Raw genomic sequence first — 23,836 nt, 5'->3', positions numbered from 1 at the left:
CTATGACCCGTTGCATACTTCCATCGTACCGAGGCGCTCGTTTTTTTGCAAAGCTGATAATTAACGCTCTACAGGAATGCTAACGGGTAGATTACTTCCAATGTGTGGTAGTATGGAGGTACTTATAGCAAGCGGTGATTTTATGATTAATCTTTATTTCCATCACTTAAGAGACTGCCCAGAAGGTTTTATTGTGGCCAGGACTTTTGACGGAGCAGTGTAATTTTTTCAAGAAAATTCGATAAATTTGCTGTCGCTTGATCATGACTTAGGCGAGGATGAGCGCGGAAACGAATTGCCTAATGGGTACGATTTCGTTAAGTATTTTGTGAAAATGGTTTGATGGCCAATAAAATATACCTACACACAGAAAATCCAGTGGGCCGAAAGAATATGTACGAAACACTTCTTGCCACGCAACGCAGAAGTTTTATTGATGCCGATATTGAATATTCTATTATTCGATTACATCAAACAAGTATTCAGGAGACTGATAAATGCGTTACGTTAACGAAGAACGATAGTAGGGGGAAAGCTTTTATGAATAAGTTAAAGTATGCAGATTTTTTAACAGAGTTGCAAAAAGGTTCTCATTACGGAGTATTTATTGATGAAACAGGGATTCCTAATAAAGAGGATAAAAAAACATGGGTTGCTGTTATAATTAATCCAACAATTATGAGAGAGATATTTGTGTCAATAGATAATGTCATCAAAGGAGCAAGTGATTTTACAGAGCTTGAACTTAAGGAATTGCACTTTGTAGATATTTATAACGGGAAAAAGGGTTATCGGGATATTCCCTTTGGAAAAAGACTAGTTATATTTAAAGTTCTAGTCGATTTGTTTAAGCATTATAATTTGCCCATTTTAGTTCAGTCAATGTCTCCAGAAATTTTACAAAAATTTGAAATTATTTATAGCCAAGGTATTACCAGCTTTGGTCCTTTTGATTTAACTAACTATAACGATATGGGCTTGTTTTATCTTTTACAAAAAGTAAAACACTACATTCTTGAACATAGGAATAACAACCACGAATTAGCCAGAGTTTTCATTGATGAGAACTATAAGAAAAATGGTATTGGAATACAATCCCCCCTATTCAAAGATGTGTTCTTAGACAGTGGAGTTTTTTTTGGGGACTCCGCTGACATAACTCCGATACAGCTAGCTGATTTTGCAGCTTTTTCATTAAATAGAACACAATTATTTGTTAAGAGTAGTGAGCCTAAGAGACGAGATGTAAGTCTGCTAGAAATACTATCTCCATTAGCGGAACAATACATTGATATTGATAAAATCAAAGCAACAATTATAAGTTCCAATAGTAAGCAAAATAAATAACTTTACATTGAAGTAATGGGAGACGTTAGTTCAATGTTACAGCGATAGTCTAGGACTTTATTTTCTCGTCTTTGGCTGTCGCTGTTTCAATTTCTGAAGGCAGTCTAAAACTCATTTAATGGAGTCTGACGAAATTACAATCTGGAATCCGCATGGAATAAGGACACCTGGCCTAAAACTTTATTTTCTACCGACAGCTGCAGCTGCCGTTCCTGGTTGTTCTTCTAGAAGCGCCGGTTCAGCCACGGTGGCCAACTGCGCTGTCAAACTGCAGCGTTTACTCCTGATTGTTCTACACGCGACCGTTTTCATAAGCTAGCAGAGCACAACATACTCTGCACGAGGCATAATTCTGTGGGAGTTCCCCATTGAGAAGGACCTTAACTGGATCAGATGACGGATACAAAAAAACAAGGTTTATTCTCTCATCGCCGAAAAAGAGAGCACGATCTTGGCGTACAATGTTTTCAGAACTCCGGACCGCATTTCGAATCGTGTTCGAGAATTAGCTCGATTGTTTACTTCGAATTCAAAGGAAAACAGACAATCCTTGATGCACGTCCGGAGCAAGGTCACGTACAGAAAGTGCTCTCTACTTTTGACGAGGAGATAAAAGCTTTGAAACTGCTGCAGAGAAATGTATTTGAACAAAAAGAGAGGGCTGAGATGAGGCAGTTTGGAAGGGAATACTTTGATTACTGAGATCCACCTTTAGAAGAATCTGCTTGAGCTTTGGATCGAGACTATATTAATAGAAACATGGCTAGCCAGCTCTGTATCTTGTTGTGCTGCACTTTCAGCTAAGCAACGAGTTAAAGATCCACAATATATATTTACCTATAATGTGGTGCAACAACAGAAGGCACAACGGGTGAGAGGAATCAAAACATTTGAAGATATTACGTGGTCATTTAGGATTTATTTCATTATTCTCAAATAGAAAAAAACTTTCAGACGAACAAGAAAGTAAATCATTCGCGGATCTAAAAGCAGAGATTTTTGTTCCTATAAAGGATATTTCAAGTAGAAATGACTTACTTGAACATGTACTGGAATATTACGATTATCAAGCAGAAGGTCTCTACGTAGCCCATAATAAGGACAAATATGAAAATGAAGTAATTGTTGCTGTACATTTAAAGAAGTTCATAGACGGATCGAGCAAAAGTCTTAGAATGAGATTGTTTTATAGTGTGACAGGATCTCCTTCTTTTCTCTCTCTTGGTTACAAAAATGATAGAGGCTGTATCTTTATCTACGATATTAAAGCCCAAATCAGGAGATATTGGCATGGATCTATAATGTTAATACAACTAAGAGAGCTATGTGACATATTGAATGACTTCATACAAAAATACAACGAAACAGTTTTACTCGAGTATAAAGATAAACCCGAAATCATCGACTTTTTAGAAAATCAACCAAATCATCATATAAAACCCTTCATTACACATATTGAAGGGGATGTTTTTTCAGACCGGTCTATTACTGAAGATAATCTTAAACTTTTTTATTTGAAAAATTTAGCTTTATCAGATTCTAAAAATCGCGTATTAATTAAAACAAATGTCGGTCTGGGCGCGAGAAGCAAGGAAAAAAACCGTTTCCGCTAATCTTATCGGTAAAGAGCTTATGGTCGGAGAGTTAATCGCGAAAGACGGCGATGGAAGCGGTTGAGCTCGTTCATGCACCGGCGTGGTGAAGTAAGACATTTCCATGCGCATAACCACTCAAGTCGCCAGCTTCGCCCAGATTATATCGGCTCACTAAAGTTGAACATGCTTAAACTTCTTGAATTCGAAGCCGCACAGGGCCAATTAGGCTTCCCAGCACGCCGCTTGACGCTTGAAGAAGAATGCTGAACTGCTGAAGCAGGAAGATGAATGCTGCGGCAGCGATCATTTGTTATACCCCAATGTTCATTTGACATCATCTACATCCAAGAAACGGGTTAATTCTTTCGTATCTCGGATATCGAGCACATTCATGAGACGTAGCAGGTTATGGCTATCAGGTGCCGTTTCTCCTGCTTCCCACTTTTGATAGGAACGTACCGACGAGCCGATGGCGTCTGCGACCTCTTTTTGAGTATATCCTTCTCGGTTTCGGATTCGCCTGAGCTCTTCGTTATCAAATTCCATCAGCTGTGGACCGATTTGCAAGGGGTACCAAGCATCAGTTCCATCCTCATGTTCCCCCCAGCAATTTAGGCCCCATATAGCTGTTGACGGGCCTGTCTGTATGAAGAGTTCTCCTTTCAGACGGTTATTCACGTTAGCCCATACTCGCACCGGATTTTTGATTCGTATTCCGATCCATCGAAGGATAGGCTGTCCGGAATCATCACATGGGAATGTACCTTTGACGCTGAATTTTTGGCCATCACGACTGATGTAATCATAATTATAATGCTGTTCCAATGGGTAAATAATTGGCGGAAGCCCGCTTCTCTCCAAAACATCATTGTAAGATGTAATTAAGTGCTTGGGCATTTTATCGTGCAGATGAAGAGGGGCGATAAGCTTCAGGTAGTGAGACCATTGGAATAGAAATTCGGTCTGACATATAAGTCCCGTTTGATTGATGGGGTAATTGAATATTTGCTCCACTTCCAAATGGTGTTGATAGTGCATCTCCTCCAGAGTGACAAACAGCTGCTCGATGTATTCAGCTGATTGCTCGAAATATTTACTTTCCCGAAAAATTCCCGATACATAATGATCTAGTTCTCCGAGTTGGTCAAGGTTATTCTGCGATCGATGAAAATAAAAGGGGATGCGTCTGAGAAAGGTCTCTTTGGTAAGTATATGGTTTGGGAAATAAAGATCGTTCTCTTTTTCTCCCAGGTAGGGAAATATTTCTTCACCGATGCTTTCATGCCTATTGCAGTAGGACATGAGCTTTTCTATGATTTTGGGATCGCCTATATATTTCTTCAAATGTTCCTCAACCGTGAGTATAATCGCTGGCATATACCGCACCTCCTGTTATTGTATTTTTAGTCTAACACGAAGAATTTGGGTATAGTAGATGTCACTTTATTCGTGTCATGAAGGAGAGCAGGGCAACACACTACGACTTAACTTGCAATATGGTCAGGATTTCAGGGATATACACGTAAAGGTATTCGTAAAGACCTGATATGAAAAATCTTATTAGAAATTCCTTGTTGTTGGACTCGCTCGCTTACGCGTACTTTGACGGAGCCATCTTGCGGCTACAGTGCGTACTCCCGGTTCATTACGGTGCGACCGACGCTTTGTAAATTGCTGTAATGAGGAAACACATTCATCAGATAAGGGAGATTACTTCAAAAACTATTTCTATCCTAATCGATAAAAGCTGTTTAAATGAAAAACAGCGAATTCCAGCGATAAAATGAGATCCTTCCAATCGTCATATAGGAGCGGGATAGGAAAAATGCTCCATTTTCGTCTTTGAGAAATTCATGATTAAGCCTCACAATGGATATGAGAGAGGGGCGATACTTTTATGGATGACCGCGAAGGTATTGAAATTGTTCATATGTTAAAACGAAGTATAAAAAAAGAGGGTTATTCATGTAGCGGAGATGCTTGGCTTCATCCAGAGGTGGATGAAGAGACTATATTGGATCGGAAAGTACGACAAATTATCGACCTAATCGTGGCCAAGAGGGATTTCCCTAATGTTAGTAATTTTTATGCAGAGTCCAGCATGAAACAACGGAACCTAACGCACTATTTCAATATGCTTTTCTGGAATAATCCAGAGCATTTGTTTATCGGCGAGGCGCCTGGTAAGGACGGTTGCGTTCTTACCGGTGTCCCGTTTTCGTCGGAACGGTTGATTCGCCGGGGACAGTATAAGAAGCATCTGCCTGGTGTGCAGTTCGTCGTAGAGGGTAACCAGTCCGAGCGGTCTGCCACCGTCATTTGGGGTTCCGTCGAGACTTTGAAGCGCCCGTCGGTGATGTGGAACGTGTTCCCGCTGCACCCCTCCGATAAGCAAGGTAAGAATCGAACTCCTGAGAAAGAGGAACTGGAGTGGGGTATAACTATTCTGCAGTTCGTTCTCGATCTTTTTCCCGGTATAAAACTGGTGTCCGTAGGGAAGAAGGCCAAATCCGCTTGCCGGAAACTTCAGATTAAAACGATCGGGCATCTCAACCATCCGCGCCGTGCTGATATATTCCGGAAGCAGTTTGACTATCTGTTTCCAAAATAAGTAGGGAAATTGTCAGGTTATATTCAATTCTAGAGGAGCTTAGTGTTGATTTCCCTATATCTGATGGAACAAAAATGAATAGGATGATTGTAATATTCTTTGAGGAAGTCAGTAGCTCACAGATAGACACTTGAGTGGACGGGAAGCCACTGTTAACGGACAACTGCGCGCAGCCAACTCGATGCGACCTCAAGAGGTGTGCTGGCGTAGTGTGCGTCCTATGAATATCATTATATTTGATTAATAGCAATCAAATTTGCCGATACTAATGATACCGGTTGCCTTCTATTGGATAAAGGGGGGTGTGAGAGCGCTTCCTCTATTTAGGGTGCGTGGACAAAATAACAATGCTAAGAATAAAAGATAGATTGTGACACAGCCCATATGTCGGATGACAAGAATATGAGCCGATTAATTACCGCATAATTCGCGGTTTTTTTGTTTTATCGGTACATATTCTTGTCAATGTGCAATGTCAAGAATATGTACCGATTGCCGAATTAGGTCAAGAATGTATTCCGATTGCCGACATTGCTGAGATACGTGTGCTCATTGAATCGCTTCGTCAGCATCAAGTACAAGCACTTAGAAATTAGTAGTAAATTATAAAATCCATGATCAATTGGTTGCTGCTTTTTATATACTATATCAGCAGCAGTCCATCAAAAAAGGAACGTTTACCGGCAAATTGCCATGTAAACGTTCCTTTTTTTACGAATATAAACCTTCTAATGATTTTCGCTGCGCTGGCTTAATATTCAATATCGAGCGAATACTTTGGGCTTTCTGCTCAGCATCTTCAATGGTATTGGCTAAGCCTAGTTCAAGGAGCGTCCCGTATGCAACGGTTCCTGTACGGCCTTTGCCACCTCCACAATGGAATGCCACCTTTTTGCCTTCTTTATACGCGCCTACAACAGCTTTAATGGCAGTATGAAGCAGTTCTTCTTGGGGTTCATTTGCTTCGTCTCCAAGGGGAACCTTGATCCACTTCAAGCCTTCTCCGGCGGCGGCACATTGAGCTGCCTCTTCGCGTAAATCGATAACCACTTCAACACCCTCGTGATCCACCATTGATTGTACGTCCTCGGCACCGCCCATATAGATTCTACCAGGAATTAATTCATGATAAGCTTTATTCATTTTAGTTCTCCTTAATCTAGAATAATTGTTTTTTGAACGATTTAAATTCCACTTGCACAGGTGCGGAAGGAGGAGTGCAGCACAACGAGAGATCGCGTTGGTCACCAGCAGATTCAAATTCTGAATCTTCTTTGGTATAAAAAATCTCCCAGGCATTACCGTCCGGATCGTACACCCATACTTTGTCTTGTACAGCATAGCAGCAAGTCGTATTCATTTCGTCAATAAGAAGAAGATCGGCTTGTCTCAGGCGCTCACCCATCGCGAGTACGTCTTCGGTGTTATCTACTTGAAAACCAAGGTGATTTAGAATACCGTTTTTTTCAAATGGTCTTACGTTTAGTGAAAAGTGTAAGGCTGGATTATCTAATTCAAACTTCGCGTAATTGTCCTTTACTTTCGTTGGTTCCACTCCGAAAAATTGACGATAGAAGCCAAGAGACTTATCTAAGTCAGAGCAGTTCACGGCAACATGCATTCTTTTGATGTGGGACATGTTATTGTCCTTCTTTCACAAACTTCTCGATTCGTGCCTTAATTGAATCGCGAACATTTCGGAACTGATCCATGATTTCCTCTTCTGTACCTGTTGCTTTAGCAGGATCTTCGAAGCCCCAATGCCATTTCACTACATTCGGATTGGAAATAACCGGGCAGTGCTCATCGGCGTGGCCACAAAGAGTAATTACATAGGTAGCACGATTCAATATCTCTGGATCGATAACATTAGAAGAGTTTTCGCTAATATCTACACCAGCTTCTTTCATCACTTGAACTGCTCTAGGGTTCAGACCATGTGCTTCGAGTCCTGCGCTTTTCACTTCGTATTGTTCACTACCTAGAGCATTAAGAAAGCCATCTGCCATTTGACTCCGGCAAGAGTTACCCGTACACAAGAAATAAACCAGTTTCTTTTCCATTTTTCATATCTCCTTTGAATTTCATTTAGTGGATGATGCTGAGCCATAAGTAAAGGCCAACTAACGTAATAAACAGTACGGGAATTGTTAGTACAATTCCTATTTTAAAGTAATAGCCCCATGTAATTTTCACGCCTTTTTTGGACAGCACATGAAGCCATAATAAGGTAGCTAACGATCCTATTGGCGTAATTTTAGGACCTAGATCAGAACCAATCACATTTGCATATATGAGTGCCTCTCGTATTACGCCATCCGTGTTCGTTCCCTGGATAGCCAAGGCATCGATCATAACCGTAGGCATGTTGTTCATCATGGAAGACAGGATGGCGGCGATAAAGCCTGTGCCAATTGTTGCTATAAATAAGCCTTGATCGGCTGTCCATTGAAACACTTTGCCAAGGTCATCTGTAAGACCAACATTACGGAGCCCATAAACTACGACATACATGCCGATGGAAAAGACAACAACTGACCATGGTGCTCCTTTGATGACTGTACCTGTATGGATAGCTGGACTTCTGCGTGCTGCAAAGATAAAAATGATTGCTGCAATACCAGCTACGATCGATACAGGTATATGGACGAACTCACTTGCAAGGTAAACAATGAGAAGTACAGCCAAAACAATCCATGATAGCTTGAACATGCGCATATCTTTTATCGCTTCATGAGGCTGTTTTAGCTGGTTGACATCATAGCTCTTAGGTATGCTTCTCTTGAAAACCAGGAATAAAACCAGCAAACTTGCACCAACAGCAAAGAAGTTTGGAATAATCATCCGACTGGCATATTCGGCAAATCCAATGCCAAAGAAATCAGAAGAAACGATGTTGACTAAGTTACTGACAACAAGCGGTAAGGAAGCCGTATCGGATATAAATCCGCTTGCCATAATAAATGGCAGAATCATGCGATCATCAAATTTTAAAGCTCTTACCATAGCAAGTACAATCGGAGTAAGAATGAGTGCAGCACCATCATTTGCAAAAAATGCAGCAACAGCAGCGCCTAGCAATACGACAAAGGTGAACATGAGGTAACCGTTCCCTTTTGCAAAGCGTGCCACATGGAGTGCCGACCACTCGAAGAACCCGATTTCATCGAGAATGAGTGAGATCAGGATAACTGCGACAAAGGCTAAAGTAGCGTTCCAGACAATGCCGGTTACGTCCCATACGTCTTTAAAATCTACAACACCAACGAGTAGGGCGAGTATTGCACCGCCAACGGCAGAATAACCAATATTCAGACCTTTAGGTTGCCAAATAACGAAAATCAAAGTGATAAGAAAAATAACGGATGCGATAACTAACATAATTCCTCCTAAAAACTTTGTTCATAATATCTACTGTAGAATTAGCACCCTTAATTGCAGCAATCGGCGTTCAATTTCTTAAGTTCTTCTTTCATGGATGGGAGCACCTTTAAGATGCCATGAAGATAAGCTTTATCATCCGTATTCAATGAATAATAGATCCATTGTGCGCGTCTTGTCTCATTAACCAAACCGCCAACTTTTAATTTTTTCAAATGTTGGCTTATATTGGGTTGTGTCGTTTCAAGTATCGTTACGATATCGCATACGCACATTTCTTTCTCCTTGAGCAGTGCAAGGATAGTAAGACGAGTCTTGTCAGACAATAACTTCATTGTCTCGGCAAGATTGTCTATCGAATGAGTCATGTAATCACTCCTTTAAAGCATTGTATTGTTTTAATAGGTCAAGAACGTTCTGTTTTATTTCATCTCTTGCTAAGCGAACATTTTCAATCTTAGGTGTGATTCCCAGTAGTGGATCTTGGATGTTCCACAATACATTACGAGTGCCAAAAAGAACAACAGGGCACCTTTCTTTGATCTCCTCACATAGCTTTACAACAATGGTTGATGCAATAAAGGGTCTTCATATCAATCTTTTTTGAGTGGTGGCTGTTTAAGTCAATATCAACCTCGTTCATGACAGAATACGTTAGTGGATGTATTTCAGAGGGATGTAATCCAGCGCTGTTAATAATCACATCTTCTCTAGCCATCTTTTTAGCATAAGCTTCAGCAATCTGACTTCTACAACGATTTTCACCACATAAAAAGTAAATACGAAGTGAGGGTTTCAAATAGTCTCACACCTTTCAATGTTTATTATACACAGCTAATTATATAAGTAAAGTATTATATAAGTGTTAACGCATATAAGGAATAGAGTAAAAATTTAACTTGCATAATACAAGTAAATGATATATAAATGAAACAGGGGGAATGAAAAATGAACAACCCACGAGAACTATTACAAATCCTAGCTAGGCAATTTGGTCTGTTGAACAAAAACTGTTGCGAGATCAGTGGTCTGGATATATCACTTATTCACAGTCATATCTTATATGAAATTGGTCGTCAGAATTTGCCTTCCATGCAAAAAGTAGCAGAGACGCTTGGTGTGGATATTACGACCTTTAGTCGGCAGATTCAATCCTTAATAAGGATGAACTTAGTGAAGAAAAGTGCGTCTCCTGAAGATGGCAGGGTATATCTTTTATCTCTGACAACCGAAGGGAAGTTTGTGGCGGGCTCAATTGAAAAAATGATGAACGATTATTTAGACGAAGTCTTTTCCTTCATGAATGAATTTGAGAAGGATACAGTCCTTAGATCCATACAATTACTAAACACAAGCATGCAAAAATCAAAAATGTGCTGCACACCTATGGGGTAATGAGAATTACTCCTTATCTTTTAATCTTATACTTGCAATATACAATTAAATTCGAAAAATAAGGAGATATTATGAGCGAAGTATATGATGCGGTTGTCATTGGGGCAGGGCAAGCTGGTCTTGCTGCAGGCTATCATTTGAAGAAAAATGGACTTCATTATGTCATCTTAGAAGCGAATGCCGAACCGACTGGATCTTGGCCACAGTACTACGACAACCTGAAGTTATTTTCGCCAGCGAACTATTCCTCGCTGCCAGGGATGCCATTCCCATTAAAGGCTGATATATACCCGACAAGGGATGAAGTCGTCTCCTATTTAAAAATGTATGCCAAGCACAATAACTTTCAGATTCATTTTAATGTTCGGGTGGATCACGTGGGAAAAAACGATATTTTCAATGTGCATACAACAGACGGTGAGGTATACAGAACTAAAAATATCATTTGCGCAACAGGTTCATTTATTCAGCCGTTCATTCCGGTACTAGAAGGAGGTAAAGATTTTAAAGGAAAAATCATTCATTCATCAGAGTACCGGAATCCCGAATCCTTCCATAACCAACGAGTTATCGTAGTAGGTAGAGGTAATTCAGCTGTACAAATAGGAGTTGAGGTCAGTGAGTTGGCTTCTGTTACTAATCTTGCAGTTCTACAACCCGTTCAATTAATACCACAACGATTCCTAGGAAAAGATATTCATTTTTGGATGAAGATCATTGGGTATGATAGGTTTCCTTTTTGGCGCTTTGGCGTGACTGTTGGTAGTCCTGGTGGAGCTATTGATATGGGTGGATTTAAAAACAAAATACAGAATGGCGAGCTTGAACAGAAACAAATGTTCAAACGAATGTATTCTGATGGGGTTATTTGGTCGAATGGGACCAAAGAAAAAATAGACAGCATCATCTTTGCGACAGGTTATAAACCAATTGTTCCATATCTTAATGGAGTTGAAGGAGCAGTGGATGATCGAGGTTATGCCATTCAGAAGGGAGGTGTAAGCAGCACGGTACCTGGATTGTATTATCTAGGCTTATCGGGTCAACGATCCTTTGCATCAGCAACAATCCGTGGTGTAGGTTCTGATGCTAAATATGTAGTAAAACATCTAAAACGTTCATCAAGAATTAGTTCATATCGAATGTATTAAATATCCGAGGAGGAGTTAATATGAAAAATCAATTACCTGTAGCATTTATTGAAGGTATGCCTTTGGCTGATGCACCACAATTAGACAATAATAAGATGTCAATCGTGTTGTTGGAGCAAGGAAGATTTGTTGAAGCAGGGGGTCAAATCCAATTTTTCTCTCCATGGAAGTTGAGCGTTCATTCTGCAGCTTCAGAGCTTCTTAGTGAAATAGGATCAATATCTTCTCTAAAAGTATCAATTACTTCGTGTTGTGATTCAGTTGATGCTATCAAATCAAACTAAATTAAACTCAGATACAAAAGTTAAACTCGTTGCTGCTATAACGGCTGTTTGTTTGCTCGGAGATACGATGCTTTACGTAGTACTTCCTATTTTTGGTGAGCAGTTTGGCATTCATTCTTTATGGGAAGTAGGTGTATTGCTCTCAATTAATCGGTTTGTTCGAATTCCTATTCACCCATACATTGGCTGGTTCTATTCTAAGTATCAAATTAAAACAGGTCTTATTATTGCCATTCTTCTCACTGTAATTTCTACATTTTCTTATGGAATGTTAAATGGATTCTGGTTGCTTCTCATCGCTAGATGTATTTGGGGGGGGGCTTGGGCTTTGCTTAAGCAAGGTGGTCAGTTGCAAGTGATTGCAGCTATAGAAGAAAACAGTGAGAAGGGTGGTAGGTTGTCCGGTATTTATAATAGTATATCTGGAATAGGTGCTTTAGTGGGAATGCTAGTGGGGGGCTTTGTTTCAACATTTTATGGGTCAGATAATATTCTTATCTTATTTGGTGTATTTGCATTTTTGACCTTATTAGTAGTGGGAAAGTTAGAAGGAACACACGTGATTGCAAAAAAGTCAGATGAAAAACGAAGTGTTTTCAATATGGAATTGATTTCACTTATGGTGATGGGACTAATGCTTTCTCTAATTTTTCAGGGTTTCCTAAAATCAACGATGAGTTATTGGGTTGGTAAGCAAGATTATACCTGGATCCCTTTCTTGCAAGTAATTGGAGCTGCCACCATAACTGGTTTATTAATAACTGTAAAACTAAGTTTAGATCCACTCTTTGCGCCATGGATCGGAAAGTTAAACGATAGAAGCGCATCTGGAAATCGAATTCTAATTTTATCAACCAGTGTAGCAAGTAGCTTGTTAATCTTGTTTCCCTTAAAAATGAATATTGTAATTTGGCTGAGTATAACTATCTTATTACTCCTGTTATCTACAGTACTTATGACTATAAATGATGCTAAAATCTTCCAGTATTCGACTGGGAATAATCGTCATAGGGTGATTTCTGGGTATTCAATGGCCAGTGATTTAGGTGCTGCGGCAGGTCCATTATTTGGTTTTTCATTCATCTCTTTTTTAGGAGATACATCTACAACTTGGGCGGCTTCTTTTTTACTAATTTTTTGTACCCTTTGTGGAATCCTAATGACGAGAGTTCATGTCCGTAGGCGGAAAAAACAGTGAATACAACACTATAAATTCTTTACCAAATAATAAAAAAAGAACAAAATCGGAGGAAAAATCGCTATGAAAAACATTGAACTAAAACAAACCGAATCTTGTTGTGTATCACCTTCCATTAATCAAAAAGTTACAATGCAACAACCAAAAAACAAAATGAATAAATTACCTGTAGCAATCATAGGGGCTGGCCCGATAGGTTTAGCCGCAGCAGCGCATTTAGCGGAGCGCGGAGAGAATTTCATCCTTTTAGAATCAGGTCCACAAGTTGGGCGCAATATATCTGATTGGGGACATGTCCGCTTGTTTTCACCGTGGCAATACAATATGGATAAAGCAGCTGCAAGATTGTTATCGAAAGAAGGATGGAGCGCTCCTTCGCCTGATGAACTGCCAACGGGCTTAGAATTGTTAGAGAAATATTTGCTACCATTAGCTAATCTTCCGGAGATAAGATCCCGACTAATCCTGAAGACCAAAGTGCTAGGCATAAGCAGAAAAGATACAGATAAAATGAAATCAGAACTTAGGGAGACTCTTCCGTTCGTGATATACGCAGAGGTAGATGGCATCATGCAAAATTATGAAGCAAAAGCAGTAATTGATGCTTCTGGAACATGGGGACATTCGAATCCACTCTATGCAAGTGGTATCTGGACGAAGGAAGAACAATCACTGAGTGAGAGTATTTATTATGGTATCCCAAATATTCAAGGGATAGATAAAGAAAGATATATAGGGAAAAGTATTGCTGTAGTTGGTGGTGGTCACTCTGCTATAAATACATTGTTAGACCTTGCTCAACTAAAAGAGTCTGATCCATGTATGAAGATTGTGTGGATCATGAGGAAGAACAGAGTAGAGGACGCATATGGTGGTGAAGAGAATGATCAACTTCAAGCCAGAGGAGAACTAGGCAGCCGTATTCACCAATTGATTAATTCCGAACAAATCCAAGTTGTTACTCCATTTAAAATCCAAAAGTTAAGCTGTTCAGATGGTAAAATAACTATTAGCGGTAATAACAAAGAGGAAAGTATGGACTTAAACGGCATTGATGAAATCATTGTCAATACAGGAAGTCGATCTGATTTTTCATTCTTGCGTGAACTACGACTAAGCATTGATCAAGTTACAGAAAGTATAGAGAATCTTTCTTCTCTTATCGACCCTAATGTCCATAGTTGTGGTACGGTTAGACCTCACGGAGAAAGGGAATTAAGACATTCAGAAAAAGACTTTTACATTGTTGGAATGAAGAGTTACGGTCGAGCTCCAACATTCCTCATGGCTACTGGTTATGAACAAGTAAGATCTGTTGTAGCTTATCTTTCGGGTGATTATGAAGCTGCTTTGAAAGTTGAGCTTGATTTACCTGAAACAGGTGTTTGTAGCATTAATAATTTGTCATCAAAGAAGGATGAAAACTCATGTTCGATTGAACCAGCAGAAAATTCTTCATGCTGCAATTAAATCTTATATATTAATATAATCAAGAAAAACCAAACAGGTATCCACGTGAAGCTCAATTCATAAAGGAGAGATTTCTTGTGACGATCATGAAAATAACTACTGACCAAATTGAGTTTTTAAATAAAAAAGGTAGGAAAATAATCTCCATTGTCAATGAAACAGGTGGTATTCAAATAGTTGGATTGGAGAATATTGAAAAGCTTCGGAATTTTCTAAATGAACTAAAAGAGACTAATTACAATTTGAGGAACCCATTTCTTCATAAGAATATATGACACTTTGTTGATTTCAAATATAAATGTTAAAACAAAATAATAGTATTAGACTGGATATGCTGATGTAAGAGGATTTTCATGATATGAAACCGTCAGATATATTGAAATAAGTATTAGACTGGCACATGCAAAAAAACAGCGGTAGTCCTGGACTGGAAAATAAAGTCCAAGACTGCCGCTGACTTTTCGAACTAACGTACTCGTTAGCATTCCTGTAGAGCGTTAATTATCAGCTTTGCAAAAAAACGAGCGCCTCGGTACGATGGAAGTATGCAACGGGTCATAGCCCTAAAAATTCCATCATCCAGGAGGACGCTCTACTATGAAGTTTAAATCGCAAGCGAGACAAAATCAACTCATTGAAAAAATTACTGCTCAGCATTTAGTTATCGGGATCGACATCGCCCAACAGATGCATGTTGCGCGCGCTGTAAATTTTCGTGGCATCATCATCGGAGACTACTTATCCTTTTCTAATGACGAGGAGGGGTTTCACCATCTTTTGCTTTGGATTCAAAAGCTGCAAACCACCCATCATTTAAGCGCAGCCGTCGTCGGGATGGAACCAACCGGGCACTACTGGCTCAACGTATCTCGGTGGCTCACAGAGCACCATTTTGAAGTCGTTTTAGTCAATCCGCATCTCGTCAAAAAGAACAAAGAAAATCGCGACAATACGCCCTCAAAAAGTGACAGAAAGGATGCACTCGTTATCGCCGACATGGTCAAGAACGGTTACTACTCGGAAACCCGCACGACCCCCGAAGCCTTCGAGGATCTACGTGTGCTTCTCTCTAATCGTGACTTCGTCGTCAAACGACTTGTTAGTGCCAAAAACCAGATCCACCGCTGGGTTGACGTTGTTTTCCCTGAACTACGCCGCGTATTCAAGGACATCACCTGTATCGGATCCATCGCTACGCTTCGCCTCTTCCCTACTCCAGCGGAGCTCAGTAAGCTGCAGCCTCAGTACCTAATTCAGGGATGGAAAACCATCATGAAACGGCACTGTGGTGCCAGGAAAGCAAAAGCACTCATCGAGCTAGCCAACCATTCTATAGGATCTCAGTCAGCTACGCATTACTACAAGCTTCACTTGAAACAATTGCTCGCCGAGTACGACCTTGCTTGCGAACAGCTAGAGGTTGTGGAGAAGGAAATTTCAACCGTAATAGAACGCATTCCCTTTGCAAAATCCATCCTCGCGATTAAAGGGATTAGTGTCATTTCACTCGCTGGTATTTTGGGTGAAGCTGGGGACTTAAGCGGATTTGTTCACGGAAATGCTTTGCTGCGCCATGCAGGACTTAACCTCGCAGAAGCGAGCTCAGGCAAATGGACGGGGCAAATGAAGATTAGCAAACGCGGACGATCCCGTCTTCGCCGTTTCCTCTTCATGACTACTATGAGTTTGGTCATGAACAATTCGGAGTTTCAAGCGATGCATGCATACAATGTGCAATTCAAGAAGATGAAGAAAATGAGGTCCATTATGAAACTATGCGGTAAGTTGGCTAGAATACTAGTCGGGATAGCGCGTAGCGGTAAAGCCTACATGCCACAAAAAACGTTACCGCTCTTGCAAGCAGCTTAACCTAACAACCCGTTTCGTTGTACGAGTTTTGGCTTATTCGCAGGATTTCATAGAAAGCACGGAGTACCGGATTCATTAAACCAAAGGGCACCGACCCGTACCGTTAGCAAGACCGGCCTCCACCCCTTGGATAGGCGTAACGAAGGAATGAGAGGGCTTTGACCCGTTAAGACATGGGAGTGAAAACCTCCAAGGGCGGCGTGGAGAATACGTGCAGTAAATGGAAGTATATGGGGCGTCAATAATCCCCCTTTATTCCCGTGCGCCTTCATGTTGTCGAAGTCTAACACGGCGTTCCCCTTCTTGTCTTTCAGCCCTTACCAACCGGGCGAAATCCTGCGAATAAGCGAGCATTCGTGAGAAAAACATATCGTACCAAGGGAGTTTAATGCTTTTTATTTGTTTTAGAAATAAGATTATTCTCGCCCAACGCTGTGATCATCTGAATTTTATCGTTGAGCTCCTCACGTAAGAAAGCTTTTGCTTCGGAATTTCCCGTTAGCTGCAACAAAATCGGTTCGTTTTCGTGGCTTGCGCGAATCGTGAACAACGGACAACATTTTTGCTCCAAGCTAATCCAATCATACAACAGACGCAGCGTATCCGAATCACCAGGAAATTGATACTCAAACCCTGACTCAATCTCCGCAACCCCAAGCCTTCTTTTTTTTAATTCGCGCCAAGCGTCTTTGTAATCTATACGTTCTTCTTTCGTGAAAACGGTTTGAAGATCAGTTTTTTATTATATAATAATGTGTAGGAGAGAACATAAGTTCTACAGATATCGGTACACATTCTTGTCATTTATCGGTATAGATTCTTGTCATCCGACACCATATAATATCATATAGATAAAGGCTTTAACTCGATATACAGACATATGTATAAAATACGAATTTTGTGCATATGTATATAATAAACATCTCGTCTTCCGTCGTTTTGAAGTATGACGCATCCACTTTCCAATTCATTTTGGCTGAAAAGGCAGATTTCGCAAGAAAAATGATGAAGGACTTTTCATCATTTATTAAAATTAATGTTCCACACGTGCCACGATTTTTTCTATAGAGCATAGCATTATCAATTATTTAAAAAAATATGATTATAGACCTTATTCATTCACTTTAGAGATATCATGGGATGTTTTGAGCGAAATGTTAATACAAAGAAAAGAAATGGTTTCACTAAGCAATAAGGAGATTTTGTATCCTTTCCATCTCCTTGTATTTTTTTAGCACATCTAATTGTTGCTTTAAGAACCAATTCTCCGCCTTTATTTGCTCCAGCCCTGAGCTAAACTTAGGTCCTTTGCCATAGCTATATTGCTTGCCGACGGGCTACTCCAACCTATTCAATTCGCCGCTATGATACCACCGCATCCAAGTTTCCACTTGCGTCTTATTTCGTATGTTGAGTTGCTTCATGACTTCCTTCACAGGTATGCCTCTATACTCATTTCGATTGCTTTCGACTTTATTTCCACTGGGTAACTTACTCTTGTTGCAAACGTAAAAACACCTCCAAGGTTCTCTCCATATCTTACGACATGGTTCCATCTTCTTGAAGGTGTTTTGATTTGTCTCACGTTACTCACGTTATGGGGTTCGAGCAATTGGTCAATTGCTCATCAGCAATCGGAACATATTCTTGACATTGCATATTGTCAAGAATATGTTCCGATAAAATAAAATAACCGCAATTTACGCGGTAATTAATCGGCTTATTTCTTGTCATCCGACACACACTCTCTCTTGTGTCCTTTGAAGCAAAGATTGTTGCATTGGACAGACCGATTAATGCCAGAATTAAGAATTTATTCCCCCTAAAATCTTGCTAAAAAATTAAGGCAACCGATCGGCCGGTTGCCTTTGTAAGTTACCCCCGTTAGAATCCTGTAATGTTTTATTTTACGTATTTAACGATCGTCATAAGACCCCCTGGCTCGACATTGGCATTGGTCGTATGATGCAGTTCATGACAATGGAACAACCACTCACCGGGATTGTCGGCAATGAAGTCGACATCATACGTTTCACCCGGGTTTACTGTTACCGTATTTACTATCTGCGGGACGGAAAGCGGATGGCCGTCTTTAGCGATAATTCGAAAATCGTGCCCATGCAGATGCATCGGATGAATGCCATTGCTAATATTGGCGAGTCGAAGACGAACCAGTTCCCCATTTCTCACTTCAATTGGCTGCGTGTCCGGAAACGATTTACCATTGATGGTCCAATAATTATAGTCCATTCCCATCACGGAACTTCCCGCTTTGTCACTAGGTTGAGAAGGCATCTCCATGCTGGCATGAGGATTGTTCTGATCATTCTTATCTTGTAGGCCGTGCTCCATCATACTACGTATGTTGCCTTTTTTCTTTAGGGGAACAGTCTGTCCTTTGGGCATCCTAGACATGGGATCGTTCCCCATCCCCTGATTATCTTTTTTCCCTTGTTTGTCAGTCTTTTCCGAAATATTCCATCCACCGAACATGAACATATACTCTCGATCGTGTTTCAGCTTCTCGTTTTGCGGATCGATAATGAGCATTCCGTACAATCCTTTATCGATTTGCTGAATGCTGTTAAAGTGGGAATGATACATATAGGTTCCCGCATGGTTAGCGACGAATTCGTACGTAAACGTTTCTCCAGGCCTTATGGCATGTTGAGTGAAAGAAGGAACACCGTCCATCTTGTTTGGAACATGAAGGCCATGCCAGTGGATGGATGTTTCTTCCGGCAGACTGTTTTTAAGGACTACTCGAATTGTATCCCCTTCTTGCGCACGTATGACAGGACCCGGGACTGAGCCGTTAAACGTAAAAGCTTCTGTTTGAACACTTGATATGAGTTGCCATTTCGTAATCTTGGCCTCCAGATGGAATTCATGCAGTTTATTTGTAATTTGGATTGAATCCGTTTCGGACAAAGGAGGTAAACTGCGCAATTTTTTTGTTGTCAAGATATTTTCAGTTGGTACACTCCTCTTTTGATCCTCCGCAAAATTTTGCACCCTGCCAAGCGATTGTTTATTCTGGTTTGTATTCTGCGAATCCGTAGTCGTACCACTATTGGCTGCTGTATTGCAGCTAGACAATAAAATAAGAACAAAAAAAGTAGTAAAGAAAAACGAAACCTGTTTCATTATCAAACCCCCTCCAAACATATAAGGGTAGTATGAGCTAACCAGGGAGTGATTATTCCACTTTTACTTTTTACTTACTCCCAACAACAAATACGTTTTATCAGTTGCTTAGAATCTATCCGTCGTTTTTACCTTCAAATTGCAGGTTTAAGAGCTGAAATAATGTTGAATATAGCCTGATTACGTTCAAATTCACTAATCAGTTCAACTAATTTCTATATTTAACCCTATGTTTACACTTGGTGACAGCGACGCCAATATTATTAAAGAAAAAAGCCGCACAAATGAGCGGCTGGTTAAACTTTCAAATTTTTAAATGTCACCAATTTATTGCTTGTAGCTTTTACGTCCTGTCAATCTGACCAAAACAAATTCTACATAACCATCCGGAACAACAACACATCAGTAGATAAGTCCAAATAAGAGTCATCACCCTGCTCCTTGATTTCCTTTTATTCTCACTTAAAAAGAAGCTTCATTTTGTTTTCTAATAACTCTTTATTTAAAGGGCCAACGACTATATCAACAATAACACCCTCTCTATTAACAAAAAATGTGGTAGGGATCGGTTGAATAGCGAATTTTTTTGCTGTTTCCGCTTGTTCATCCATCAAAACCGGGAATGAAAATCCATATTCTTCAGCGAATGACTTAGCACCTTCAAATGTATCACTCGCTGTAACATTTATTGCGTATATTTCAATCTTGTCTTTATACGTTTCATACAATTTCACGAGCTCGGGAGCTTCCGTCTTACAAGGTTCGCACCATGACGCCCAAAAATTTATGAGCACCGGCTTACCTTCTAGACTTTCAAGTGAATAGGTTTGTCCATATAATGATGAAAGAGAAAAGCGAGGAGCATGATAACCTACTTTTGGCGTCTCTACCACTACCTTAGTTTGTTCTTGTTCAGGCAATCCCTCTATTTCGTTGGATGGAACTCGATAAATCATAAATATCGTGAGTATCACAATCCCAATAACTGCAATTATCCCATTTTTCATTGAAGTTTCCTCTTTCTTAAAACGCCCAATATGTTAAAGTATCACTTACGCCAAGCACCAAAAACAGTGAGCCTGTAAGTTTTTGAATCACTCCTCCCCATCGCTTCGTCCGCTTTACAAAAGCCTTGTCCAAACCGAAACCTACAGCTAATGCAGTAAACAATAAATATGGCATAGCCGTTCCAAATGCGAATATGGATGGTAGTACAATACCATACGAAGTTTGAAGCGCCAGAGGCATTAGTGAGCCAAAGAATAAGATGAACATAGTCGGACAAAATCCGATAGAGAATGCCACTCCCATCAAAAATGCTCCTGCTGACCCCCTTATGTGATCAGCCATTTTTTGCAAGCCACTGGAGATACGTGTACCGATGTTAAAAGTTAGCCGAATACCCCCGAGTAATATTATTCCGAAAAGAATCAATAACGGTCCTAACAGTTTTCTGGAGAACGAAAAGAGTGGTATAAATTCAATTGATAGTTGATGTCCAAATAACCAGAACATCATACCCAATAAGCTGAATAGAAAAACTTTCCCTAATATATACATAGCCGTTTCCTGCCAAGATAGCCTTGACTGAATGTGGCGGTTACTGAAGTATGTGATAGCAGCAACATTCGCTGAGATTTGACAAGGGGCTACCGATCCTATAATTCCTAAAAATAATGCAGCAAGCAAAGCAATATTAGATTGTGATGCAAAACGAAAGGGTTCGCTAAAAAAAGAACTAACCTCGTTAAAAAATGAGTACATATCCATCTCCCTTAAAATCCTGTAAAGCCACCATAAAGTTTTATAAAGAAAATTGTAATTTCGGTCATTTTATCCGTATAAAGCAGAACTCCGGTAATAACCATCATTGCTCCTCCGACTTTCATAAACATGTTTGAATATTTAAGCAACCATCGTATCTTTCCAATAAAAAAGGCCATAACGAAAAATGGAATAGAAAACCCAATTGTATAAGCTACTGTGTAAATCACAGCTTGACCCGAATTGCTTACCCCTAGTGCAAGTACGGCAGCCAATATCGGCCCAACACAAGGTGTCCAACCGGCAGCATAAGTGATCCCAACCAGAACAGAACCAAGGTAACCCATCGGGCGTTTTTTCCATTCAAATTTCACCGATTTTAGCAATATCTTAGGTGTAAATATGCCCAACATGACAAGACCAAAAAGAGCAACCATTATGCCACCTAATTGCCTGATTAAATTCTGATACTCAGAAAAAAGATTCCCGACTAAACTAGCCGACAGACCCAATGCAAAAAAAATGATTGAAAATCCAAAAATAAAGAATATCGTATGAAGTAACGCCTGTTTTTGAAACAGTCCTTTGCCTGTTTTCAAATCGTTGACTGACACTCCAGTTATATAAGACAAATACGATGGATAAAGTGGGAGACAACATGGGGAAATGAACGATAGAAATCCTGCCCCAAACACAATCCATATAGTTAAATCAGCGGTTCCCATTGAGCTTCTCCTTCGATTACATAATTCACCTAATAAATCTTATAAAATAGTTCTTCTAATAGCTCTTGAAATAGCCCTCAATCACATCACTAGTGGCGAACTGGACGTGGTAGAGAATTATCTCCGTCTATTGTTGAGCAATCGATACAACCCATAAACGAAAAATAGAAATAGAGCATATATAACAACTACAAAAATCCACTCTCCGGAGCCAGAGCGCAGATTGTCTCCAACATATGCAAATACAAGCATAACTGGTATTTTGCCTAGAAGCGTTGAAAGTAAAAATACTTTAAAGTTTAAACCAAACACACCAGCATACAAGTTAATAACTGCTGCAGGGAGAATTGGAATAATACGAGCCATGAGTAAAGCCCAGAATGTATGGCGGTTAATGAACTTGTCCATTTGTCTTAATGAGCTATTCCTCTCAAGTAATGCTCTTCCTTGGTTATGTAGCAAATAACGGAATAAGAAGTAAACAAATGTTGCAGCCAGCGTAGAGGCAGCGATGTTTAACAAGCCTCCCCATATGACGCCGTACTTCGCACCAATGATTCCACCGACAATACCGAACGGAATACCTGGGACTGCTGCCAACAAGACGGTTAACATAAAGTCAACGACGAAGTACCCGTTTTCATCATCAATCCATTGTATTAAAACCTCCATATTCCAAAAAACAACAATTATAGTAGCAAGATTAAGGGATGCAATCACCCATTTGGTAACCCTCATACAAATATCCCTTTCCAACCTGCACATCAAAAATGACAATTGGTTAAAAGATTCGCATTGATGAAAATAGCCCGTTTACACACTTATCAAATAATTCTCACTAACTAATTAGTTCCCGACAATTAATGCATGGCTTCCTATCTCATCATAACTTTTAAAAAAAGTATCCGCATTATAAGTAACTTGTCCTTCTAACGGATTCATAACATGTACAAGATTTTCTTCATATCCGTTTAATACAACGACATGCAAATTGACTGGTGCTGGAAAATATTCTCCCGAATCGTTCAAATACCATCCAGCATTAATTTGTGGCTTTGATAGGTCTAACGTTATCCATACAACTACTGGGATCCCTTTATTAAGATATTCTATTATCTGTTCCTTTGAACTACCGCTGATATCCGCAATACTATTCCTTCCTCCTACAGCATCAAAATATAATTTTGCAGCTTCTACTATAGGAGGAGAATAACTAAAAAAAGCACCATTCAAATTGCGCGGATTACCGCCATAGGCTTTATATGGATCTGGTCCATATAATTTATTCTCATTCACTGCAAACGACTCTTTTGGTAAATATGTATCTGACATTTCCGTTTTTGTAACCTTATATCCATAGTAATTGAGCACAGCTGTTAATGAGACAATTTCGCACCCGTTCGGCAGCTCAGGTTTCTGCATAAGTGTATTAACATTCATTAATACTTTTTTAATCTCTATTTGGCCATCAGCAGTTCGCCCAACTTCCTTCACATAATCAAGCATCTGATTCGTATCTTCGAACTCCAAAATAGGTGCATTAACTTCAACAAGAAATTCTACATCACTTAACTTATAAGGCAACATAACCTGCTTTTGCTTAATGATATAACTAGTCGCCTCATAATCAAGTAATCTTGATGTTGCTTTGCCTGCGGCATCTGTTTTCATGGTTTCAATAACTTCACCAGAAGCCTCTCTCATTATCACATATTCAGAATCCTTGATTGGCAATTGCGTAATTGCATCCTTATTTATAATTACAATACTTGCTTGCTTGATTTTATTTTTAACCATAGTAGTTGGAACATCATCAATTCTCTCTTTACTAATTAGTAAAGAGAGAATTAAGACCATACCCAAAATTATCCCCAATAGAACATTTTTTTTCCCCATATT

24 protein-coding genes and 1 pseudogene are annotated in these 23,836 nt (G+C 39.8%); 11 read left to right on the top strand and 14 right to left on the bottom strand.

Annotated elements, in window-relative coordinates:
* The first annotated feature begins 247 nt into the window (after positions 1–247).
* The 3 genes from BK120_RS36475 (at position 248) to BK120_RS23750 (ending at position 2,960) form a co-directional block, all read left to right on the top strand.
* A complete protein-coding gene (locus BK120_RS36475) occupies positions 248–343 on the top strand; it encodes a hypothetical protein (RefSeq protein ID WP_372239020.1) in 96 nt (31 codons plus the stop codon).
* Positions 344–540: 197 nt separating this feature from the next.
* Positions 541–1,347 carry a DUF3800 domain-containing protein gene (locus BK120_RS23760; RefSeq protein WP_076269984.1) on the top strand — a complete coding sequence of 269 codons (807 nt, stop codon included), beginning with the start codon at positions 541–543 and terminating at the stop codon, positions 1,345–1,347.
* 890 nt (positions 1,348–2,237) lie between these two features.
* Positions 2,238–2,960, top strand: a complete 723-nt coding sequence (locus BK120_RS23750; RefSeq protein WP_076269982.1) for a hypothetical protein — start codon at positions 2,238–2,240, stop codon at positions 2,958–2,960.
* Between the two features lie 306 nt (positions 2,961–3,266).
* On the opposite strand, the gene BK120_RS23745 is transcribed toward BK120_RS23750, so the two are convergent.
* The gene (locus tag BK120_RS23745; RefSeq protein WP_076269981.1) at positions 3,267–4,319 is read right to left on the bottom strand and encodes a helix-turn-helix domain-containing protein; all 1,053 of its coding nucleotides are present in this window, start codon (positions 4,317–4,319) and stop codon (positions 3,267–3,269) included.
* Positions 4,320–4,839: 520 nt separating this feature from the next.
* On the opposite strand from BK120_RS23745, the gene BK120_RS23740 reads away from it, so the two are divergent.
* Positions 4,840–5,553 (top strand): uracil-DNA glycosylase, encoded by a 714-nt coding sequence (locus BK120_RS23740; RefSeq protein ID WP_076269980.1) that lies wholly within the window; start codon positions 4,840–4,842, stop codon positions 5,551–5,553.
* Between the two features lie 711 nt (positions 5,554–6,264).
* Here the strand turns inward: BK120_RS23740 and BK120_RS23735 are convergent.
* The 6 genes from BK120_RS23735 to BK120_RS36470 form a co-directional block, all read right to left on the bottom strand.
* Positions 6,265–6,696 carry a protein-tyrosine phosphatase family protein gene (locus tag BK120_RS23735; protein WP_076269979.1) on the bottom strand — a complete coding sequence of 144 codons (432 nt, stop codon included), beginning with the start codon at positions 6,694–6,696 and terminating at the stop codon, positions 6,265–6,267.
* A 16-nt stretch (positions 6,697–6,712) separates the two neighbouring features.
* A complete protein-coding gene (locus BK120_RS23730) occupies positions 6,713–7,192 on the bottom strand; it encodes an ArsI/CadI family heavy metal resistance metalloenzyme (RefSeq protein WP_076269978.1) in 480 nt (159 codons plus the stop codon).
* A 1-nt stretch (position 7,193) separates the two neighbouring features.
* Complete coding sequence (gene arsC / locus BK120_RS23725) at positions 7,194–7,616, bottom strand: arsenate reductase (thioredoxin) (protein WP_076269977.1); 423 nt, start codon at positions 7,614–7,616, stop codon at positions 7,194–7,196.
* A 25-nt stretch (positions 7,617–7,641) separates the two neighbouring features.
* Entirely contained in the window at positions 7,642–8,934 is a 1,293-nt protein-coding gene (locus BK120_RS23720) for an arsenic transporter (RefSeq protein ID WP_076269976.1), read from the bottom strand.
* A gap of 50 nt (positions 8,935–8,984) precedes the next feature.
* Complete coding sequence (locus BK120_RS23715) at positions 8,985–9,302, bottom strand: ArsR/SmtB family transcription factor (protein ID WP_076269975.1); 318 nt, start codon at positions 9,300–9,302, stop codon at positions 8,985–8,987.
* A gap of 179 nt (positions 9,303–9,481) precedes the next feature.
* Positions 9,482–9,733, bottom strand: coding sequence for an arsenate reductase/protein-tyrosine-phosphatase family protein (locus tag BK120_RS36470; protein WP_083682370.1), 252 nt, complete (start codon positions 9,731–9,733; stop codon positions 9,482–9,484).
* Between the two features lie 149 nt (positions 9,734–9,882).
* Between BK120_RS36470 and BK120_RS23705 the strand changes: the two genes are divergently transcribed.
* The 7 genes from BK120_RS23705 to BK120_RS23675 all read left to right on the top strand — a co-directional run bounded on the left by BK120_RS23705 (position 9,883) and on the right by BK120_RS23675 (position 16,301).
* A complete protein-coding gene (locus BK120_RS23705) occupies positions 9,883–10,329 on the top strand; it encodes a MarR family winged helix-turn-helix transcriptional regulator (protein ID WP_076269974.1) in 447 nt (148 codons plus the stop codon).
* 71 nt (positions 10,330–10,400) lie between these two features.
* Entirely contained in the window at positions 10,401–11,480 is a 1,080-nt protein-coding gene (locus BK120_RS23700) for a flavin-containing monooxygenase (RefSeq protein WP_076269973.1), read from the top strand.
* A 20-nt stretch (positions 11,481–11,500) separates the two neighbouring features.
* A complete protein-coding gene (locus BK120_RS23695; RefSeq protein ID WP_076269972.1) occupies positions 11,501–11,764 on the top strand; it encodes a hypothetical protein in 264 nt (87 codons plus the stop codon).
* On the top strand, positions 11,745–12,962 hold the full coding sequence (locus tag BK120_RS23690) for an MFS transporter (RefSeq protein WP_076269971.1): 1,218 nt from the start codon (positions 11,745–11,747) through the stop codon (positions 12,960–12,962). The genes BK120_RS23695 and BK120_RS23690 overlap by 20 nt, the downstream gene beginning before the upstream one ends.
* Before the next feature lie 63 nt (positions 12,963–13,025).
* The gene (locus BK120_RS23685) at positions 13,026–14,432 is read left to right on the top strand and encodes an FAD-dependent oxidoreductase (protein ID WP_076269970.1); all 1,407 of its coding nucleotides are present in this window, start codon (positions 13,026–13,028) and stop codon (positions 14,430–14,432) included.
* A gap of 77 nt (positions 14,433–14,509) precedes the next feature.
* Positions 14,510–14,707, top strand: coding sequence for a hypothetical protein (locus BK120_RS23680; RefSeq protein ID WP_076269969.1), 198 nt, complete (start codon positions 14,510–14,512; stop codon positions 14,705–14,707).
* Positions 14,708–15,029: 322 nt separating this feature from the next.
* On the top strand, positions 15,030–16,301 hold the full coding sequence (locus tag BK120_RS23675) for an IS110 family RNA-guided transposase (RefSeq protein WP_076269968.1): 1,272 nt from the start codon (positions 15,030–15,032) through the stop codon (positions 16,299–16,301).
* A gap of 1,214 nt (positions 16,302–17,515) precedes the next feature.
* Here BK120_RS23675 and BK120_RS36465 read toward each other — a convergent pair.
* From BK120_RS36465 to BK120_RS23640, 7 genes and pseudogenes are all read right to left on the bottom strand, one after another.
* Positions 17,516–17,757: pseudogene (locus tag BK120_RS36465) on the bottom strand (IS3 family transposase); the annotation flags it as partial.
* Between the two features lie 446 nt (positions 17,758–18,203).
* A complete protein-coding gene (locus BK120_RS23665) occupies positions 18,204–19,448 on the bottom strand; it encodes a multicopper oxidase family protein (RefSeq protein ID WP_083682368.1) in 1,245 nt (414 codons plus the stop codon).
* A gap of 458 nt (positions 19,449–19,906) precedes the next feature.
* Positions 19,907–20,455 (bottom strand): TlpA disulfide reductase family protein, encoded by a 549-nt coding sequence (locus BK120_RS23660; protein WP_076269966.1) that lies wholly within the window; start codon positions 20,453–20,455, stop codon positions 19,907–19,909.
* Between the two features lie 16 nt (positions 20,456–20,471).
* Positions 20,472–21,218 (bottom strand): urease accessory protein UreH domain-containing protein, encoded by a 747-nt coding sequence (locus tag BK120_RS23655; protein ID WP_256710999.1) that lies wholly within the window; start codon positions 21,216–21,218, stop codon positions 20,472–20,474.
* A gap of 5 nt (positions 21,219–21,223) precedes the next feature.
* Positions 21,224–21,937: a cytochrome c biogenesis CcdA family protein gene (locus tag BK120_RS23650; RefSeq protein WP_076269964.1), complete on the bottom strand. Its 714-nt coding sequence runs from the start codon at positions 21,935–21,937 to the stop codon at positions 21,224–21,226.
* A gap of 117 nt (positions 21,938–22,054) precedes the next feature.
* The gene (locus tag BK120_RS23645) at positions 22,055–22,675 is read right to left on the bottom strand and encodes a TVP38/TMEM64 family protein (RefSeq protein ID WP_076269963.1); all 621 of its coding nucleotides are present in this window, start codon (positions 22,673–22,675) and stop codon (positions 22,055–22,057) included.
* 108 nt (positions 22,676–22,783) lie between these two features.
* Positions 22,784–23,833 carry a C39 family peptidase gene (locus tag BK120_RS23640; protein ID WP_076269962.1) on the bottom strand — a complete coding sequence of 350 codons (1,050 nt, stop codon included), beginning with the start codon at positions 23,831–23,833 and terminating at the stop codon, positions 22,784–22,786.
* Between the last annotated feature and the right edge of the window lie 3 nt (positions 23,834–23,836).

Origin of the sequence: Paenibacillus sp. FSL A5-0031, from assembly GCF_001956295.1 — a bacterium.
Lineage (GTDB): Bacteria > Bacillota > Bacilli > Paenibacillales > Paenibacillaceae > Pristimantibacillus.
This window is presented reverse-complemented; position numbering and strand designations above follow the sequence as displayed.

What these genes read in the sequence shown, in the direction of transcription:
- BK120_RS23665 (WP_083682368.1), bottom strand. Translation starts at nt 19,448, where the DNA reads ATGAAACAGGTTTCGTTTTTCTTTACTACTTTTTTTGTTCTTATTTTA.
- BK120_RS23715 (WP_076269975.1), bottom strand. Translation starts at nt 9,302, where the DNA reads ATGACTCATTCGATAGACAATCTTGCCGAGACAATGAAGTTATTGTCT.
- BK120_RS23740 (WP_076269980.1), top strand. Translation starts at nt 4,840, where the DNA reads ATGGATGACCGCGAAGGTATTGAAATTGTTCATATGTTAAAACGAAGT.
- BK120_RS23640 (WP_076269962.1), bottom strand. Translation starts at nt 23,833, where the DNA reads ATGGGGAAAAAAAATGTTCTATTGGGGATAATTTTGGGTATGGTCTTA.
- BK120_RS23685 (WP_076269970.1), top strand. Translation starts at nt 13,026, where the DNA reads ATGAAAAACATTGAACTAAAACAAACCGAATCTTGTTGTGTATCACCT.
- BK120_RS23700 (WP_076269973.1), top strand. Translation starts at nt 10,401, where the DNA reads ATGAGCGAAGTATATGATGCGGTTGTCATTGGGGCAGGGCAAGCTGGT.
- BK120_RS23720 (WP_076269976.1), bottom strand. Translation starts at nt 8,934, where the DNA reads ATGTTAGTTATCGCATCCGTTATTTTTCTTATCACTTTGATTTTCGTT.
- BK120_RS23655 (WP_256710999.1), bottom strand. Translation starts at nt 21,218, where the DNA reads ATGGATATGTACTCATTTTTTAACGAGGTTAGTTCTTTTTTTAGCGAA.
- BK120_RS23760 (WP_076269984.1), top strand. Translation starts at nt 541, where the DNA reads ATGAATAAGTTAAAGTATGCAGATTTTTTAACAGAGTTGCAAAAAGGT.
- BK120_RS23695 (WP_076269972.1), top strand. Translation starts at nt 11,501, where the DNA reads ATGAAAAATCAATTACCTGTAGCATTTATTGAAGGTATGCCTTTGGCT.
- BK120_RS23675 (WP_076269968.1), top strand. Translation starts at nt 15,030, where the DNA reads ATGAAGTTTAAATCGCAAGCGAGACAAAATCAACTCATTGAAAAAATT.
- BK120_RS23730 (WP_076269978.1), bottom strand. Translation starts at nt 7,192, where the DNA reads ATGTCCCACATCAAAAGAATGCATGTTGCCGTGAACTGCTCTGACTTA.
- BK120_RS23705 (WP_076269974.1), top strand. Translation starts at nt 9,883, where the DNA reads ATGAACAACCCACGAGAACTATTACAAATCCTAGCTAGGCAATTTGGT.
- BK120_RS23645 (WP_076269963.1), bottom strand. Translation starts at nt 22,675, where the DNA reads ATGAGGGTTACCAAATGGGTGATTGCATCCCTTAATCTTGCTACTATA.
- BK120_RS23690 (WP_076269971.1), top strand. Translation starts at nt 11,745, where the DNA reads ATGCTATCAAATCAAACTAAATTAAACTCAGATACAAAAGTTAAACTC.
- BK120_RS23650 (WP_076269964.1), bottom strand. Translation starts at nt 21,937, where the DNA reads ATGGGAACCGCTGATTTAACTATATGGATTGTGTTTGGGGCAGGATTT.
- BK120_RS23745 (WP_076269981.1), bottom strand. Translation starts at nt 4,319, where the DNA reads ATGCCAGCGATTATACTCACGGTTGAGGAACATTTGAAGAAATATATA.
- arsC (WP_076269977.1), bottom strand. Translation starts at nt 7,616, where the DNA reads ATGGAAAAGAAACTGGTTTATTTCTTGTGTACGGGTAACTCTTGCCGG.
- BK120_RS23735 (WP_076269979.1), bottom strand. Translation starts at nt 6,696, where the DNA reads ATGAATAAAGCTTATCATGAATTAATTCCTGGTAGAATCTATATGGGC.
- BK120_RS23660 (WP_076269966.1), bottom strand. Translation starts at nt 20,455, where the DNA reads ATGAAAAATGGGATAATTGCAGTTATTGGGATTGTGATACTCACGATA.